General features: G+C 69.0%; 14 protein-coding genes. 7 read left to right on the plus strand and 7 right to left on the minus strand.

Annotated features, from left to right (window positions below; genetic code table 11):
• Nucleotides 1-132 precede the first annotated feature (132 nt).
• Nucleotides 133-819 (plus strand): TetR/AcrR family transcriptional regulator, encoded by a 687-nt coding sequence (locus H5393_RS07520; protein ID WP_255436399.1) that lies wholly within the window; start codon nucleotides 133-135, stop codon nucleotides 817-819.
• Here H5393_RS07520 and H5393_RS07525 read toward each other — a convergent pair.
• Genes H5393_RS07525 through rsmI form a run of 5 tightly spaced genes read right to left on the minus strand, consistent with a single transcriptional unit; the run spans nucleotide 786 to nucleotide 4,735 of the window.
• Nucleotides 786-1,271, minus strand: coding sequence for a MarR family transcriptional regulator (locus H5393_RS07525; RefSeq protein ID WP_182766134.1), 486 nt, complete (start codon nucleotides 1,269-1,271; stop codon nucleotides 786-788). The two genes, H5393_RS07520 and H5393_RS07525, sit on opposite strands and share 34 nt — an antisense overlap.
• Complete coding sequence (locus tag H5393_RS07530; RefSeq protein ID WP_182766135.1) at nucleotides 1,268-2,170, minus strand: 4-(cytidine 5'-diphospho)-2-C-methyl-D-erythritol kinase; 903 nt, start codon at nucleotides 2,168-2,170, stop codon at nucleotides 1,268-1,270. The genes H5393_RS07525 and H5393_RS07530 overlap by 4 nt, the downstream gene beginning before the upstream one ends.
• A gap of 9 nt (nucleotides 2,171-2,179) precedes the next feature.
• Nucleotides 2,180-3,031 carry a 16S rRNA (adenine(1518)-N(6)/adenine(1519)-N(6))-dimethyltransferase RsmA gene (rsmA, locus tag H5393_RS07535; protein ID WP_182766136.1) on the minus strand — a complete coding sequence of 284 codons (852 nt, stop codon included), beginning with the start codon at nucleotides 3,029-3,031 and terminating at the stop codon, nucleotides 2,180-2,182.
• Nucleotides 3,024-3,890 (minus strand): TatD family hydrolase, encoded by an 867-nt coding sequence (locus H5393_RS07540; protein WP_182766137.1) that lies wholly within the window; start codon nucleotides 3,888-3,890, stop codon nucleotides 3,024-3,026. Before H5393_RS07540 ends, rsmA begins: the two co-directional genes overlap by 8 nt.
• Entirely contained in the window at nucleotides 3,890-4,735 is an 846-nt protein-coding gene (rsmI, locus tag H5393_RS07545; protein ID WP_182766138.1) for a 16S rRNA (cytidine(1402)-2'-O)-methyltransferase, read from the minus strand. The genes H5393_RS07540 and rsmI overlap by 1 nt, the downstream gene beginning before the upstream one ends.
• Between rsmI and H5393_RS07550 the strand changes: the two genes are divergently transcribed.
• The gene (locus tag H5393_RS07550; RefSeq protein WP_182766139.1) at nucleotides 4,734-6,314 is read left to right on the plus strand and encodes a dolichyl-phosphate-mannose--protein mannosyltransferase; all 1,581 of its coding nucleotides are present in this window, start codon (nucleotides 4,734-4,736) and stop codon (nucleotides 6,312-6,314) included. The two genes, rsmI and H5393_RS07550, sit on opposite strands and share 2 nt — an antisense overlap.
• 190 nt (nucleotides 6,315-6,504) lie before the next feature.
• Nucleotides 6,505-10,815, plus strand: a complete 4,311-nt coding sequence (locus tag H5393_RS07555; RefSeq protein WP_182766140.1) for a glycoside hydrolase N-terminal domain-containing protein — start codon at nucleotides 6,505-6,507, stop codon at nucleotides 10,813-10,815.
• A 53-nt stretch (nucleotides 10,816-10,868) separates the two neighbouring features.
• Here H5393_RS07555 and H5393_RS07560 read toward each other — a convergent pair whose 3' ends face one another.
• Entirely contained in the window at nucleotides 10,869-11,945 is a 1,077-nt protein-coding gene (locus H5393_RS07560; RefSeq protein WP_182766141.1) for an FAD-dependent oxidoreductase, read from the minus strand.
• Between the two features lie 130 nt (nucleotides 11,946-12,075).
• Between H5393_RS07560 and H5393_RS07565 the strand changes: the two genes are divergently transcribed.
• The 4 genes from H5393_RS07565 (at nucleotide 12,076) to H5393_RS07580 (ending at nucleotide 16,008) form a co-directional block, all read left to right on the plus strand.
• Nucleotides 12,076-13,497 carry a uracil-xanthine permease family protein gene (locus H5393_RS07565; RefSeq protein ID WP_182766142.1) on the plus strand — a complete coding sequence of 474 codons (1,422 nt, stop codon included), beginning with the start codon at nucleotides 12,076-12,078 and terminating at the stop codon, nucleotides 13,495-13,497.
• 65 nt (nucleotides 13,498-13,562) lie between these two features.
• Nucleotides 13,563-14,057: a flavin reductase family protein gene (locus tag H5393_RS07570; RefSeq protein ID WP_182766143.1), complete on the plus strand. Its 495-nt coding sequence runs from the start codon at nucleotides 13,563-13,565 to the stop codon at nucleotides 14,055-14,057.
• Nucleotides 14,058-14,122: 65 nt separating this feature from the next.
• Nucleotides 14,123-14,725, plus strand: a complete 603-nt coding sequence (locus tag H5393_RS07575; RefSeq protein WP_182766144.1) for a helix-turn-helix domain-containing protein — start codon at nucleotides 14,123-14,125, stop codon at nucleotides 14,723-14,725.
• Nucleotides 14,722-16,008: an MFS transporter gene (locus tag H5393_RS07580; protein WP_182766145.1), complete on the plus strand. Its 1,287-nt coding sequence runs from the start codon at nucleotides 14,722-14,724 to the stop codon at nucleotides 16,006-16,008. The genes H5393_RS07575 and H5393_RS07580 overlap by 4 nt, the downstream gene beginning before the upstream one ends.
• Here the strand turns inward: H5393_RS07580 and H5393_RS07585 are convergent.
• Nucleotides 15,993-17,219: a glycoside hydrolase family 32 protein gene (locus H5393_RS07585; protein ID WP_182766146.1), complete on the minus strand. Its 1,227-nt coding sequence runs from the start codon at nucleotides 17,217-17,219 to the stop codon at nucleotides 15,993-15,995. The genes H5393_RS07580 and H5393_RS07585 overlap by 16 nt on opposite strands.
• Nucleotides 17,220-17,243: the final 24 nt, after the last annotated feature.

Below are 17,243 nucleotides of genomic sequence, written 5' to 3' on the forward strand. Positions count from 1 at the left end.
CGGCGGCAGCCCGGACCCACCGCGTTCTCGGCCGCTGAGAACTGATGGTTGGCGCCCGTCTGAGCGATGGGCCAGACTGGAGGGGTGACCACTCCCGCTGCGCCCAACCGTGCCCGCCGCTCGCGGACGCGCATGACGGCGGTCCAACGCAGGGAGCAGTTGATCGAGATCTCCCGCGAACTGTTCGCCGAACGCGGCTACGAGGGAACCGCGGTCGAGGAGATCGCGGCCAGGGCCGGCGTGTCCAAGCCTGTGGTCTATGAACACTTCGGTGGCAAGGAAGGCGCCTACGCCGTCGTCGTGGACCGCGAGACCCAGACGCTCCACAACGCCATCCGCAACGCCCTCACCACCCCCGGCGCAAGGTCACGCGAGTTGCTGGAGCGGGGCGCGATGGCGCTGCTGGACTACATCGAGCACCGGCCCGACGGTTTCCGCATCCTGTCGCGCGACCCGTCGTCGGTCCACACCGCCGGCCAGACCGGCGGCTCGTTCGCGTCGATCCTCAGCGACATCGCGGTGCAGGTGGAAGACATCCTCGCGTCGGAGTTCAGCCGCACCGGCCACGACCCCCAGTTCGCCGGCCTCTACGCGCAGGCTCTTGTCGGGCTGGTGGCGCAGACGGGTCAACAGTGGCTGGACAGCCGTGAGCCGTCCCGCGAGATCGTGGCCCGGCACCTGATCAACCTGGCCTGGAACGGGATGGCGCACCTCAAGCCGGACCCGAAGCTGATCATGGAGACCATCGACAAGCGACGCGACAAGATTGCCGTGGAGGACGGGCCTCAGGAAGAACCCAGGAGCAGGCGCCGCAAGTAGTTGGCCAGCCGGTCCTGGTCGGCCTGGTTCCACTGCTCCAGCAGATCCGCCTCGAGTTCGATCAGCGTGGCCATCGCCGCGTCCACCAGCGTCAGACCGTACTCCGTCAGCGACACCAGCACGCCCCGGCCGTCGTGGGGATCAGGCTCGCGGGTCACCGCTCCCCTACTCACCAGCCGGTCCACGCGGTTGGTCATCGTGCCCGACGTGACGTGGGTCTCCTTGAGGAGTTGCCCCGGCGTCATCTGGTAGGGGTTACCCGCCCGGCGGAGCGCCGCGAGCACGTCGAACTCCCAGCCCTCGATCTCGTGGCGCGCGAACGCCGCCTTGCGCTGGACCGCCAAGGTTCCGGCGAGGCGGTCGATCCGCGACCACACCTGCAGCGGAGCGAGTTGCAGATCCGGGCGCACCCGCTGCCAGGCGGCGACGACGCCGTCGACCTCGTCACTCACGGCATCACCTGCGCTCCGGAGACCGGGCCGTAGGCTCGCCGGACGGCACGGACACCGCTGAACACGGCCAACGCCTCGGCGATCTCATGGCTGTGGGCCTCCGACCCTGCCAGGAAGGCGCACGTGGGGCCCGAACCGCTGACGATCGCGCCGAGCGCGCCCGCTTCGCGGCCCAACCGCAGCGTGTGGGCGAGGGTGGGCTGCAGCGCGATGGCAGCCTCCTCCAGATCATTGGACAGCGCGGCCCCCACGGCGGGGAGGTCACCGGCGCGGAGCGCCTCCACCAGATCGCGCGGGATGTCTGTTGCGTTCGGCGTACTGACACGGTCGAACTCCCTGAACACGGAGGGGGTAGACAGGCCGGTGTGCGAAAGCGCGAACGTCCAGTGGTAGGTGCCCTCGGTCATCAGCGGGGCCAGCTGTTCGCCGCGGCCGGTGCCGATCGCGGTGCCGCCAAGCAGCAGGAACGGCACGTCGGAACCCAGTTCCGCGGCCAGCGCGTGGAGTTCCTCGCGGGAAAGCCCCAACTCCCACAACGCGGAACACGCCACGAGCACCGCGGCGGCGTCGGCTGAACCGCCGGCCATGCCCCCGGCAACAGGGATGCGCTTGCGGATGATCAACGAAACACCCACGTCGTCACGCCCGACGTGCCGGGCCAGCAGCTTCGCGGCCCGGATGGCAAGGTTCGTGTCGTCCACGGGCAGGAATGCGGCGCCTTCACCGTGAAAGGCGAGGCTGAACTGACCGGCTCCGGCTTCTTCAGCCGCGACCTCGTCGCCCAGCGACACGGCCTGAAAAACGGTTGCCAACTGGTGATAGCCCTGGGCGTCGGTCCCACCGACCCTCAGAGCGAGATTCACCTTCGCAGGCACGCGCACCCGCACCGTGTTATTCACGGCATGAACCTACCCCAGAAGTCGCTCGGCGATGCGCGCAAATGCCTCGACGTCAAGCATTTCCCCGCGCAGCTGCGGGTCGAGCCCGGCGGCCTCGATCGCGGCGGACGCCGCCGACGAGGAGCCGGCCATCCCGGAGAGCGCGGCCCGCAACATCTTGCGACGCTGGGCGAACGCCGCGTCGACCACCTCGAACACCTCCGCGCGGGTCGCCGTCGTCTCCGGTGCGGGGCGGCGCCTGATCCGCACCAGCCCCGAGTCGACATTGGGCACCGGCCAGAACACCTTGGGCGGCACCGTACCCACCCGGGCGGTCTCGGCGTACCAGGCGGCCTTGGCGCTGGGCACGCCGTACACCTTGGAGCCGGGTGGCGCCACCAACCGGTCCGCCACCTCCAACTGCACCATGACCAGGCCGCGCGTCCAGTCCGGGAACAACTCGAACATCCGCAGCAACACGGGCACCGACACGTTGTAGGGCAGGTTCGCCACCAGCGCGGTGGGCGCAAGCGGCAACTGCTCCACCTGGAGGGCGTCGGCCTCGACGACATGCAGCCGCGCGGCCGCGTCACCGCCCATCCGCTCGCGAACAGTCTGCTCCAGCCGCCGCGCGAGCCGCTGCTCGATCTCCACGGCGACGACGGTGGCGCCGCGCTCCAGTAGGCCCAACGTCAGCGAACCCAGGCCGGGCCCGATCTCGAGCACCACGTCGTCGGCCTGCACCTCGGCGATGTCGACGATGCGGCGCACCGTGTTGGGGTCGATCACGAAGTTCTGGCCGCGCTGCTTGGTGGGGCGCAGGTCCAGTTCCGCGGCGATCTTGCGGACCGACGACGGGTCCAGCAGTCCGGTCTCAGGCATCTCCCCACCTCCCGCCGTATGCGGCGAACGTGTTGGCGGTCAACTGGTCACAGAACTCCCCGAGCTCCACCTCGAGCAGTTGGGCCAGGAACCGGACGGTGTGCGGCAGGAGGTAGGGCGCGTTGGCCTTGCCACGCTGCGGCTTGGGCGTGAGGTAGGGGGCGTCGGTCTCCACCAGGATCCGGTCGGCCGGCGTGGCCAGCGCGGCCTCGCGCAGCGACCCGGCCGAGCCGAACGTGACGACACCGGGGAAGGACAGCCAGGCACCCCTCTCCAGGCATCGCTCGGCGAAGTCGGCGTCACCGGAGAAGCAGTGCATCACGAACCGCTCCGGCACGCCCTCGTCGTCCAGCACCCGCAGGATGTCGTCGTGGGCGTCGCGGTCGTGGATCATCAGCGTCTTGCCCAGGCGCCCGGCCCACTGGATGTGGCGCCGAAAGGCGACTTCCTGCACCCGGCGACCCTCAGCCTCCCGCGTGCGGAAGTAGTCCAGCCCCGTCTCCCCCACGGCCACGACACCCGGATGCGCACACAACTCCTCGATGACCGCCAGGTCTTCGTCCAACTGCGACTCCCCGTGCTTCAGGACAGTACGGGCAGCGTCGTTGGGGTGCAGCGCCACCGCGGCGCGCACCTGCGGGTCTGCCTCCACCAGAGCGACGGCGGCCCGAGCACTCGGCACGTCGCAGCCCACCTCGATCACCCTCGTCACCCCGACCCCGGCGGCCAGGCGAAGGTTGTCGTCAACCTTTAGGCCTGAGTACTCCTCCGTCGAGGTGAGGTGCGTGTGGTTGTCGATCACCGCGCGCGGCAACGACTCCGGCAGCGGGGGCAGCCCCAGTTCGTCGATGACGCTCATCACTTCTCCTTGTCGGCCAGCGCGGCCGCGTACAACGCCTTGCGGCTGGTGCCGGTGATCTTGGCGACATCGGCCACCGCCGCAGACAGTTTCGCACCACCGGCCATGGCCTGCCGAACCAGCGCCAGCGCATCGTCGGCCGAGGTCTCCTGCGGCTCGGCGCCACCGATGACGACGGTCACCTCACCGCGCACCTCACCGGCGGCCCATCGCGCCAACTCCGAGAGCGGCCCCCTGATGATCTCCTCGTACGGCTTGGTCAGTTCGCGGCAGATCGCCCCGCGTCGCGCCTCGCCCAACTCAGTGGCGGCGTCGGCCAGGAACTCCTGCAGCCGGTGCGGCGCCTCGAAGAAGACCATCGTCCGTTCGTCCGTGGCGAGGGCGGCCAACCGCCGCCTGCGCTCACCCGCCTTGCGCGGTAGGAACCCTTCGAAACAGAACCGGTCCACCTTCAGGCCGGAGACCGCCAGTGCCGTCAGCACCGCCGACGGGCCCGGCACCGCCGTCACGCGCAGGCCTTCGTCGATGCAGGCGGTCACGACGCGGTACCCGGGGTCGCTCACCGAGGGCATGCCCGCGTCGGTCACGAGCACCACGCGCTGCCCGGAGGCCACCGCCTCCACGAGTTCGCGCGTGCGGCTGGCCTCGTTGCCCTCGAAGTAGCTGACGACCCGCGCCCGGGGCGTGATGCCGAGGCGCCTGGCCAACGTCAGGAAACGGCGGGTGTCCTCGGCGGCGATGAGATCTGCCGAGGTCAGAGCGTCGCGCAACTTCTGACTGGCGTCGTCGGACGAACCGATCGGTGTGGCTGCCAGGATCAGTGTTCCTTCGCTCGGGTCATGCATGGGTAGAGCCTATGATGCCTGTGTGCAAACGACCTTGACGGCGCTCGACGACGGCAAACTCCGTGACCGGACCGTCGGCTGGATCGTGACGCTCTCCATCACCCTCATGGCCTTCGCGCTGCGGTTCTACAACATCGCCTTCCCCCACAAGGTGCTGTTCGACGAGACCTACTACGCCAAGGATGGCTGGGCCATCATGCAGTCCGGCTACGAGCGCAACTGGGCCGAAGGCGCCAACGACCTCCTCCTGAAGGGCGACCTCAGCGGCATGGAGGACACCGCCGCGTTCGTCGTCCACCCTCCGCTGGGCAAGATCCTGATCGGCCTCGGCGAGACCATGTTCGGGATGAACCCGTTCGGCTGGCGGTTCATGGCGCTCATCTTCGGCACGCTGCTGGTGTTCCTCACCATCCGGCTCGCCCGTCGGGTGTCGCGCTCCACGCTCATCGGCGCGGTCGCGGGCCTGCTGCTGACGTTCGACGGCCTCGCCTTCGTGATGAGCCGGCTGGCGCTGCTGGACATCTTCCAGGCCACCCTCGCCGTCGCGGCCATCGCCGCGTTGGTGGCCGACCGCGACTGGTTCCGCCACCGCCTCGCGCACCACCTGAGGAAGAACAACCTCGACGACCTGGGCGGCCAGTTCGGTCCGCTCATGTTGCTTCGGCCCTGGCGCATTGCCGCGGGAGCCCTGTTCGGCCTCTCCTGCGCGGTGAAGTGGAACTCCATCTACGTGCTCGCCGTCTTCGGGATCGTGGCCGTGGTCTGGGATCTCGGGGCCAGGCAGTTGGCAGGGGCCCGTCACCGGAAGTGGCTCTCGTTGGTGATCGACGCCCCCGCCGCGTTCGTCCAGCTCGTCGTCGTGGCGGTGCCCGTGTACATCGCGACCTGGTGGGGCTGGCTGAGCACCTCTGGCGGCTACAGCCGTGACTGGGGCGAGGGCAATCCGGAGCACCCCCTCGTGAAGTTCTTCGGCAGGGCCCTCGGCTCGCTCATGTGGTACCACCACCAGGCCTACGAGTTCCACACCAGCGACAAGATGATGACGGAGACGACGCACACGTACCAGTCGCATCCGGCCAGCTGGATCCTCATGCTGCGCCCCATCGGCATCGAGGCCGAGAACGACATCCAGCCCGGCACTCAGGGCTGCGAGGCGGTGGGCGACACGTGTATGCGGATCATCTCCGGCATGGGCACCCCGGTCCTGTGGTGGGCCGCCGCCCTCGCACTGCTGGCCGGCCTCTACTGGTGGATCATCAAGCGCGACTGGCGCTTCGCGGTGCCGGTGCTCGCGCTGGGCGCGGCCTGGCTACCCTGGTTCCAGTACGCGGACCGGCCCATCTTCTTCTTCTACGCGATCATGATGATCCCGTTCAGCTCCATCGCCCTGGCGATGGCGATCGGCAAGATCCTCGGGCCACCGGAGCATCCGAAGAGGCGGGTGCGGGCCATCGTCGCGGGGCTGATCGTCGCGCTGGTGATCGTGAACTTCGCCTACCTCTATCCGGTGCTCACGGCCGAACTGGTCAGCAGGAGCAGCTGGTGGGCGCGGATGTGGTTGGGCAACACCTGGGTCTGACCGCCGGTCACAAGGCCCGCAAGTTCCCTGAGCACTTTGACCGAACTCGTTCCCGACACGCGGGACCCCGATGAACAATGGCGCGGAACTGTTCATTTTCGACACAGGTTGGTCAACGATGTCCCGCTTTTCCAAGGCACTCGTTGCAGCGCTCTCAGCGGCACTCGTCGCAACGACAGCTGTAACGCCCATGCTTTCCCCCACAGCCACAGCCGCCCCGACGACGACCCAGCAGGACCCGTTGGTCCTGCGGTACTCGGCGCCCGCCCCCCTCAACCGCTGGCAGGAGGAGTCCCTCCCGATCGGCAACGGTGCCCTCGGAGCGTCGGTCTTCGGCCAGGTCGTCAATGACGAGCTCTTCCTCAACGAGAAGACGCTCTGGACCGGCGGCCCCGGAGTCACCGGCTACCGGTACGGCAACTACCCCGCGGACCAGATCACCCAGCGGCGCGCCAACCTGCAGGAGGTGCGCGACCGGATCAACACCGTCGGTCAGGCGGATCCCGGTTGGGTGGCCGGCAAGCTCGGCCAGCCCAAGGTGGGCTACGGCAACTACCAGTCGTTCGGCAAGCTGCAGTTCGCCTTCGACAACGGCGTCGGCACGCCCTCGGACTACGAGCGCTCCCTCGACATCGACAACTCGGTCGCCAAGGTGACCTACAAGGTGGGCGACACCACGTTCACCCGCGAATACATCGCGTCCTACCCGGACAACGTCATCATGATGAAGATCTCCGCCGACCAGCCCGGCGCCGTGAACTTCACCACCACCTATGACCGCAAGCTGCAGGACGGCGTCGCCGACAACCAGGAAGCCCTCAGTTCCGGCACCGTCACCGCCAGCGGCAGCCGCATCACGCTGAGCGGCGTCTCCCCCAACAACGGCCTCACGTACAACGCCCAGGCCGACATCGCCACCGACGGCGGCACGACGACGGCGGCCGGCGCCAGCATCACCGTGGCCGGCGCGGACTCGGCCACCCTCGTGTGGGCCGCCGCCACCGACTACGGCCCGCAGTACAACGCCGACATCACCAGGTCCTACCGCGACGGCCGCACGGCCGAGCAGGTGGCCGCTGAAGTGACCCAGCGGGTCGGCGACGCCAGGGCCAAGGGCTGGAGCGGCGTCATGACCGCCCACCAGGCCGACTACAAGAACATCTACGACCGCGTGAAGCTCGACCTGGACGGCGCGGCGCTCACGCTGCCCACCAACCAGGCCCGCTCCGCCTACCGCGGCACCTCGGACCAGGACCGCACGCTCGAGACCCTGTACTACCAGTACGGCCGCTACCTGCTGATCTCGTCGTCGCGCGACGTGACACTCGGCGCCGCGAACCTCCAGGGCGTGTGGAACGAGCGGAACAACCCGCCGTGGTCCGCGGACTACCACACCAACATCAACGTGCAGATGAACTACTGGCCGGCGCTGTCGGGCAACATGCCCGAGAGCTACGACGCCTACCTCGACTACATCACCTCGCTGGTGGACGCCGGCGCCACCTCCGCGGAGAACGTGCTGGGCATCCAGGACTCCTGGATGGTCATGAACGAGACCACGCCCTACGGCTTCACCGGCGTCTTCGACTGGTCCACCGCGTTCTGGTTCCCCGAGGCCAACGCCTGGCTGGCGCAGGCCTTCTGGTGGAAGTACCTGTACACCGGTGACGAGGACTTCCTTCGCACCACGGCCTACCCCATGCTCAAGAAGACCTCGAAGTTCTGGGAGCAGTACCTCGTCGAGGACCCCCGCGACGGCACGCTCGTGGCCAACCCGTCGTACTCGCCCGAGCACGGCCCGTTCGTGGCCGGCGCGGCCATGAGCCAGCAGATCGCCACGGAACTGTTCCAGTCCACCATCGAGGCCGCGGAGATCCTCGGCGTCGACTCGGAGGTGGCCGCCCTGCGCAGCACGCTCGCCGACACCGATCCCGGCCTGACGATCAGCGACCAGACCGGCATGATCCTCGAATGGAAGGGCACCGAGGAACTCGGCGAGATCGGCCACCGCCACGTCTCGCACCTGTACGCGCTGTGGCCCGGACGCAACATCTCCGCCAACACCACCCCTGAGCTCGCCGAGGCCGCGCGCAAGTCGCTCGTCCACCGCGGCGACGGCGGCACCGGCTGGTCCATGGCCTGGAAGATCAACTTCTGGGCCAAGCTCTTCGACGGCGACCACGCCCACCAGATGGTGAAGAACATCATCTCGAACTCCACCTACGCCAACCTCTGGGATGCGCACCCGCCGTTCCAGATCGACGGCAACTTCGGCGCCACCTCCGGCATCAACGAGATGCTCGTCGCCAACGACCCGGGCCTCATCACGGTGCTTCCGGCCCTTCCCGCAGCCTGGAGCAACGGATCCGTCGACGGTATCAAGGCCTGGAACGACGTCACCGTTGGGACCACCTGGGCCTCCGGGGCAGCCGAACAGATCCGCCTCAGCACCGGCAACGCCGGCCAGGTGAAGGTCAAGACGACCCTGGCCGGGGCCCCCGTCACCGTGCGTGACGGCTCCGGCGCCACCGTCGCCGCCACCCGCGCCGACGGCGTCATCTCCTTCACGGCCACCGGCGGTGGCACCTACACCATCGACGGCGACACCAAGCTGGTCGTAACGGACGCGCCTGAGTCGCTGGTCTACTCCACCGACGGTGTCGTGAGCGTCGACTACGTCGGCGCCCCCGCCGGCGCCCAGCTCGTCGTCGAGGCCCCCGAAGGCTGGCAGCTGTCGCCTGAGCGTCAGGTGGTCGCCGAGGGCGACGGCACCGCGTCGTTCACAGTCCGGACCCCGAACACCGGCACGCAGGGAACGCTGCGGATCCGCCTCGTGGCAACGGATCTCGAGGTGAGCGCCACCGTCGGGATCCAGCTCACCGATCCCGCGATCATCCCGGTTCAGACCGTCGCCGCCTGGGACAGCGCCGAAGCCGGCGGCGAAGGCGCCGTGAACGGCTACGTGTCGGCGGCCATCGATGGCAACCCGTCCACCTTCTGGCACACCCAGTGGAGCGCCGGCACCCCCAACTACCCGCACTACATCGTGCTGGACCTGGGAGAGGAGAAGGAGTTCACGTCCTTCACCTACACCCCACGCCCGAAGAGCGATTGTGGCTCGTCCAACGATCCGGCTGTCTGCAACGGCCAGATCGGCGGCTACGAGATCCAGGTCCCGACAGCCGGCACCTGGGTGCCTCCCACCGCCGCGCAGCTGCGCCAGGCCCAGTACGCCCAGCCCGCGGATGCAGCGTTCGAGACGATCGCCTCGGGCACGTTCGAGAAGAACACCGCCCCCAAGGTGGTCACGCTCGAGGCTCCGGTGACCGCGCGCTACGTCAAGCTGCTCGCCACCAGTCCCGCCGCCACGGGCCAGGCGTGGGCGCACGCCGGCGAACTCGGCGTGCGGGGTACCCCTGCCGCCAACCCGGAGCCGCTGCCCAACCCATCCGTCGTGGTCTCGCCGGTATCAGTTGAGCCGGGCGAAACCGTCACCATCACCGGTGCCGGATGGACCTCAGGAGAAGCGGTGACCATCACCGTCGGCGACGCCATGGTGACCGCCACCGCGAACGCCGAGGGCGCTTTCACCGCGTCCCACGTGGTTCCGACTGGCACTGCCTCCGGCGCACTCGAAGTGGTCGCGGTCGGGGCATTCAAGGCGGTCGCGTCCACCACGCTGACCGTCGCGGATGCCACGGGGCCGGTGGTCACGCCCATCGCTGCGCAGAGCGCCACCGTCGGTGAGGCCTTCCAGCTGCAGGTGACCGCATCGGATCCGTCCGTGCCGCTCACCTACACGGTGGCCAACGCTCCCTCGTGGCTGACGATCGACACCGCGGGCAAGCTCACCGGCACCCCCACCGGGGCCGGCAGCTACAACGTGACGGTCCGCGTGGCCGACGCCGAGGGCAACGTCTCTTCGGTGACCTTCGCGCTGACCGTGGAGCCGGCGGTGGAACCCTCCCCGTCCGCCTCGCCGTCGCCGTCGAAGTCGCCCAAGCCCTCGAAGTCGCCCACGGCGAAGCCGACCACGACGCCGACGAAGCCAGGCGGCGGGTTCGTGCGGACCGCGCCCTACACCCTGGCGGGCACGCACCTGCTCAACGACCGTCAGTGGATGACCACCTGCGAGGACTACTCGCAGACCGAGCGCTGCCGCACTGAGATCTGGGCCACCGTCGTCCAGATCGAGAACGGGGAGTTCGTCCGGAAGTCCGGCTGGGTGTTCAACAACCTCACCTACCTCCCGTTCATGACGCGCGAGGCCTGGAAGGGCAACCCGCTGGGCGACATGGGCTCGACCACGAACGGGCTGTTCGCCTCGGCTGGGCGCCAGTGGAAGACCGAGTGCGACACCGCGGCCACCGGCCGCGGGGCCTGCCGGTCCTACACCTGGACGACGGTGTACGCGGCCACGGCGAAGCCGATGGGTGGGTACACCTTCAGCCAGAGCAACGACTGGGTCTTCAACAACATCGTGATGTTCAAGACCCGCTAGTCAGCACTGCAGGAAGCCCCGGACTCGCCGAGTCCGGGGCTTCTTCACGTCGGTCAGAGGCTGCGCAGCATCCGCGACCCGAGGGCACGGATCTTGCTGATGGGTGGCAGCGCATTGTCGCTTCGCTGGTGCCCGGCCAGCAACCTGGCCAGGTAGTGGCCGCTCGCCGTCCCGTTCATCAGCTCGCCGCGACCATTGCCGCGCGCGTAGAACCCGCCCGGGATGGCGGAGGCGCCCACGACGGGGCGGCCGTGGTCGCTGGGGTCGATCGCCAGGCGGCTGTGCTCGATCTCGGTGGCGCCGAGGTGCTCGACGGCCCACGCCCCGAGCGCCTCCGCGGCGTGCTCCACCCCGCCGAGGGTTGTCTTCTGGCCCAGCAGCAACGCGGTGTCGCCGGTGGGTCGCACCATCCACACCTCAGGGCGGGTGTACAACGACACCTCGGTCAGCGGCGCGGCCGGGCGGCACCGCACGACGGGCACCCACTCGGCGGGACCGATCCGCGCCACCCTGCCCCACGGGCTGACGCCGAGGGTGTCGATCACGGCCATGCCGGTCACGTGCCCCACGTCGTGCAGCCACGCCATGTTGTTGCGGAAGTAGATCCGCGTGGCGCCCTCGCGCCGCGTCAGGTGCGTCACTGTGACGCCGTGGACGACGTTGGCGCCCGCCCGCACGGCTGCCGCGCGGAGTTCGGCGGCATAGGCGATGGGGTCGACGACCAAGGCCTGCGTCATGAGGCTGATCGAGTCCGGCGCGACCAGCACCTCGGCCTCGCCGCCCTCCCCGCGGTACAGCTCTGCGAGTTGCAGCGTCTCGGCCTCGTCACCGCCCGGCAGCGAACGGTCGCGCAGCATCATCGGTTGCGCGTCCGGATAGACCTCCCTGATCTGCGCGAGGCCTGCGATGTTGCGGCGAGTGTGTTCGCGCGCGGCCGCCAGACCGTAGAAGTGGGCCATGGTGGCCACTGTGGAGGCGTGGCCGATGGCAGCGACACCGTGGCCGGTGGCGGCGCTGACCCCCTCGTCATTCGGGTCGAGCACCACCACGCCGAAGCCCTCGGACGCGAGTAGCCGGGCGACTGTGAGACCTGCCACCGTCGCGCCGAGGACCACCACGTCATGCGCCATGACCCCACAGTATCCACCGCTGCGCGCGGCATCCGGGCGCACACGCAACATGCCCGCCCATTAGGACACCCGGAGATGCCAGCCGAGGGGCGCTCCGAGTAACATCACGCCGACGAAAGGAAGCGACCGCATGTGGAAGCTGCACAATAACGGAGTCCTCCTCCCCGACGCGGTGGTCAAGCCCACCGAACGCCTGGGCTGGGGACGCACCATCGGGCTGGGCGCCCAGCACGTCGTGGCCATGTTCGGCGCCACCTTCGTATTCCCCCTGCTGATGGGCCTCAACCCGCAGCTCGCGGTGATGATGTCGGGCATCGCCACCCTGCTGTTCCTGTTCGTGGTCAAGCACCGCGTGCCGAGCTACCTCGGCTCGTCGGCCTCCTTCGTCGGTGTCGCCACGGCCATCTACGCGGCGGGCGGCAACCCCGCCACGCTGACCGGCGCCCTGTTCGTCGTGGGTCTCCTGCTCTTCATGGCCGGCCTCATCATCCACTTCGCCGGGGCCCGCGTGATCCACAAGGCACTGCCGCCGGTGGTGACTGGCGCGGTCGTCATGCTGATCGGCTTCAACCTCGCACCGGTGGTCGCCGGCGTGTACTGGCCCGTCGACCCCTGGCTCGCCTTTGTCGTCATGCTCATCGTCGTGGGGCTGTCCATCGGCCTGCGCGGCTTCTGGGGCCGCATCGCGATCTTCCTGTCGTTGGTCATCGGTTACGTGATCAGCTGGCTGGCCGACCTCGCCTTCGGCCCGCTGCAGAAGGAGGGTGCCGACGGCGCGGTCACCGAACAGCTCCGCGTCGACTGGACCGCCGTCACGGAGGCCGACTGGTTCGGCCTGCCCCCGGTGACGGACCTGGCCACCTGGGAGTTCGGCTCCACCGCCAACGTCGTGGGCCTGCACCTGCCGCAGTTCTCGCTGGGCGCGATCATCATCGCCATCCCCGTCGTCATCGCGCTGATCGCGGAGAACACCGGCCACGTGAAGGCCGTCGCGGAGATGACCAAGGAGGATCTCGATCCGCTCATGGGCCGCGCCATCGCGGCCGACGGCGCCGCGTCGATGCTCGCCACCGCTGTCGGCGCCGGCCCCACCACCACCTACGCCGAGAACATCGGTGTCATGGCCGCCTCACGCGTCTATTCGACGGCGGCCTACGTCGTCGCCGCCATCGTGGCCATCCTGTTCGGCTTCTCCCCCATCTTCGGCGCCGTGATCTCCGCCACGCCGTCGGCCGTCCTCGGCGGCATCACCGTCGTGCTGTACGGCATGATCGGCCTGCTCGGCGCGAAGATCTGGAAAGAGAACAACGTCGACTTCGGCAACCCCCTCAACCTGATCCCCGCCGCGGCCGGCATCATCATCGGCGTGGGCGACGTGAAGGTGCCCCTCGGAGGCGACTTCGAGCTGGGCGGCATCGCGCTGGGCACCATCGTGACCATCGGCATCTACCACCTGGCCCGCGCCATCGCGCCGCGCCAGATGCGCGACGAGGCCGACGGCGCGACCCTGCAGTACGACACCCCCGGGATGTACACCGCTGACGAGCGCTGACGGCTCCCGGGGTCTCCCCGGAACGGGACCGGGGCGGACGGGGTCGAGCGACTACCGTGGGGCGCGTGAGAGAACTTGAGGTGAGCTTCCGCGAGGCCATGGCTCGCGTTCCGGCCCCGGTGACCGTCATCACCACCACCGTGGACGGCACCCCCGCCGGCACCACGGTCTCGGCGTTCGCCTCCCTCTCCGTGGATCCCCCCATGGTCTTCTTCGCCCTGGACAACCGGGGCGGGATGATCGAACGCATCCGCGCCGCCGGCCGGGTGGGCGTGAACGTGCTGGCCGGGGACCAGGCCGACGTGGGTCTGCGCTTCGCGCGCAGGGAGGCCACCGACCGGTTCACCGATCTCGAGTGGCGCGAGGACCACGGCCTCCCCTGCATCGACGGGGCGGTGTCGTGGCTGCGGTGCGACCACCTGCAGTTCGTGCCGGGCGGTGACCACACCGTCGTGCTGGCGTCCGTGACTCACGCCGAGACGTTCGGCGATTCGAGCCTCGGCTACCACCTGCGCGAGTTCAAGGACGTGCGACCGCGCCAAGCCGGCGGGTCGCACTGATCAGACGGGGAAAGCAATGCTAAAGAACTCTTGCTAAAGCCTTCTTTAGCATCTACTCTCGTGGCATGACCGGCGACGAGCACGACAGCACCACGGACCCGACGCGCATCCGCGCGCTCGCCCACCCCATCCGGTTGGCGTTGCTGGACTACCTCAGCGGAGTCGTCTCCGCCACCGCCACGCAGTGCGCCGAGGTGATCGGCGAGTCCGTGGCGAGCTGCTCCTTCCACCTGCGGACCCTGGCCAAGCACGGCTACATCACGCGGGCCGAATCAGGCGACGCCAAGAGTCGCCCCTGGCAGGTCGCCGCCCGCCGCCAGCGCCAGATGTTCTCGGCCGAGGAGCCCGAGTCGCTGCCGGCGGTCCTCGCGCTCGGCACCGCCGTCGTCACGCAGGAGGCCAGGCGCCTCACCGCCTTCCTCGAGGCTGCGCCGGGCCTGCCGACGGAGGCGATCGACCGGACGCTGGTCTCGCACACCTCGCTCTGGGTCACCCACGACGAGCACGAGGAGCTCATGGACGCCGTCCTCGCCCTCTTCGAGCGGTACCGGGACCGCAACGCCGACGAGTCGCTGCGGCCCGAGGGCGCGCTCCGGAACACGGTGTTCATGGCGAGCACCCCGGAACTGTCCAACTTCGACACCGACAGGCAGGGGGCCGCGCAATGAGCATCGGCACAGAAGAGTTCGGCACCACCCGCGAGGCGCTGCGGATTCCCGCCTACCGCAAGCTGGTGGCGGCCTGGTCCATCGGCAACCTCGGCGACTCCGCGCTCTTCCTCACCATCGGCATCTGGGTCAAGGTGCTGACCGGCTCAGATGTCTTTGCGGCGACGGTGTTCATCGTCCTCGGCGTGCCCGCGCTGTTCGCCCCCGCCCTGGGGCTGCTGGCCGACACGTTCTCGCGCAAACGGATCCTGGTGATCAGCAACATCGTGATCGCGCTGGCCGTGCTCAGCCTGCTGCCCGTCACCGACGCGACGCACCTGTGGTTGATCTACGCGGTCACCTTCGTCTACTCGCTGGCCACCTACGTCAACGCCGCGGCGCAGGGCGGGCTGCTGCGGGACACCCTCCCGGATCACCTGCTGGCGGCCGCCAACGGGCTGTTCGGGAGCATCGACCAGGGCCTGCGGATCATCGCGCCCCTGGCCGCCGCCGGCGCCTTCGCGCTGTGGGGCATCAGGCCCGTGCTCGTGGTCACCGCCGTGGCCTTCCTGACCTACGCGCTGCTGCTGGCCAACCTCCGGATCACGGAGACCCGCAATGAGATCTCCAGTGAGAAGCACTGGTTCCACACGTCTCTCGAGGGGTTCGGGGCGCTGCACTCCCGCCCCCGGCTCTGGCGCTTCACCCTCGCCCTGGCGATGGCGGTCTTCGCGGCCGGCGCCATCAACGCCTTGATCTTCCCCATCCTCGACACCGGTCTGGGTCTGCGGGCGGAGATGTTGTCGGTGTTCATCTCGGTGCAGGGTGTGTTCGCTGTCGTCTCCGGGCTCAACGCCGCCCGGCTGTTGAAGAAGTGGGGCTACGACCGGCTGATGATGGTCGGCCTGACCCTGTTCGTGGCGTCCTTCGCGGCGCTGACGGTGCAGCATGTCGTGGTGGTGGTGTTCGCGATCGCGCTGCTCGGGATGTCCATGCCGTTGATGATCGTGGCCACCGTCACGCTCCGGCAGCTCGAACTGCCGCTCAACCTGCAGGGCCGCAGCGGGGCGGCGATGAACATGATGTTCAATGTGCCCCAGGTGCTCACGTCCGCCGTCGTTGCCGCCCTGATCGGCGCCGTGGCGTACCCATGGCTGATCGGGGCGGCGACGGTGGTCGCGGCGTTGGGCTTCATCCCCTTGGCGCAGCAGGCCAGGTTGTCGCGGCGGGCGGCGGCAGAACTGCCCACGGCAGCCGCCCCGACAGCGGTTGGGCGCCAGCCTGCTGACTACCCCAGTGCGTAGACATCCGGGACGCCACCGCTCGCGCTGACACGCAGCCCCGCTCCCTGCGGCTCGACGGCGATCGCGAAGACCCCGGCCTCTGAGGAGACCTCGAGCACAGGTCCGTCGACGATGATCCGTAGCGGTCCCCTCACCGGGAAGGTGTCGCTCGACGACGGGGTCGTCGCCGTGGCCTCATGCGCGGAACGGCTCAGGGAGGCGACCTCGCGCCCCCCCGAGCTGATCGTGAGGGTGCCCGCTTCCCCAGCCCATTCGACGTCAGCGGCCAGCGCCGGAACAACGCCGTCCTCCGCCAACTGCGTCCGGTGGGCTGCGACGTCAGGGTGGGGCCGCGCGACAAGGCGACCCTCCGATGTGGACAGGCGATACGGCACGCTGTGCGCCCCCTGCCACCCATCACCGCCGACGCCGCGCAGCCAGAAGGTCAGCCCGGGCCGACCGTCGGCGTCGGTGAACAGGGACGGTGCGTACAGGCTGGACCCCCAGGTGAGGCGGTCCCACGCGTGGACCTTGAAGCGGCCGTCGGCGAAAGTCCCGCTGGCATAGGCGGCGTAGTGCAGCACGTCCGCATCCCAGATGGACGACACCATGAACGAGCGGCCGTCGAGGTCGAAGACCTGCGGGCACTCCCACAGCGACCCCATCCAGACGGGTTCCACTTCGGAGGTGTGTCGCTGCAGGGCGATCCCGTCGTAGCGCCAGGAGCTCAGGTCCGGAGAGGTGTAGGTCAAGGCCATAGCCGTGCCGTCGCGGCCGGCTGCTCCGACGAACATGCGCCAGCCGTCTCCCTCCGGCCGGATGAACGGGTCGCGGTAGGCGATGAGGTCGAGTTCGTCGGGCGCCTGCACAACCACGCGCCCCTTGTTCCAGTTCGCCCAGTTGCCGTCGCTGGGATGGGCCACGCGGATCCGGCCGATGCCGAAGTCGGGGGTGGAGACGGCGGTGAAGAACGCGTGGGCGGACTCCCCCGCCTCAACGATGGTCCCGGTCCAGATGCCGTCGTCACCCTCGCCCGGCGCGATGGCGACCTGGTGCTCGCGCAGCGTCAACAGGTCAGGGCCTGACGCGTGGCCCCAATGACAGTTCGGGCCCCAGACCGTCTGGCCGGGCACGTACTGGAAGAACGTGTCATAGCCTCCGTTGCGCGCCGTGATGCCGTGGGGGTCGTTCATCCAGCCAGAGGCAGGGGTGAAGTGGAAGCTGGGTCGCATGATCTCTCTTCTGGAATAGGAGCG

The organism is Tessaracoccus sp. MC1756, from assembly GCF_014164735.1.
GTDB lineage: Bacteria > Actinomycetota > Actinomycetes > Propionibacteriales > Propionibacteriaceae > Arachnia.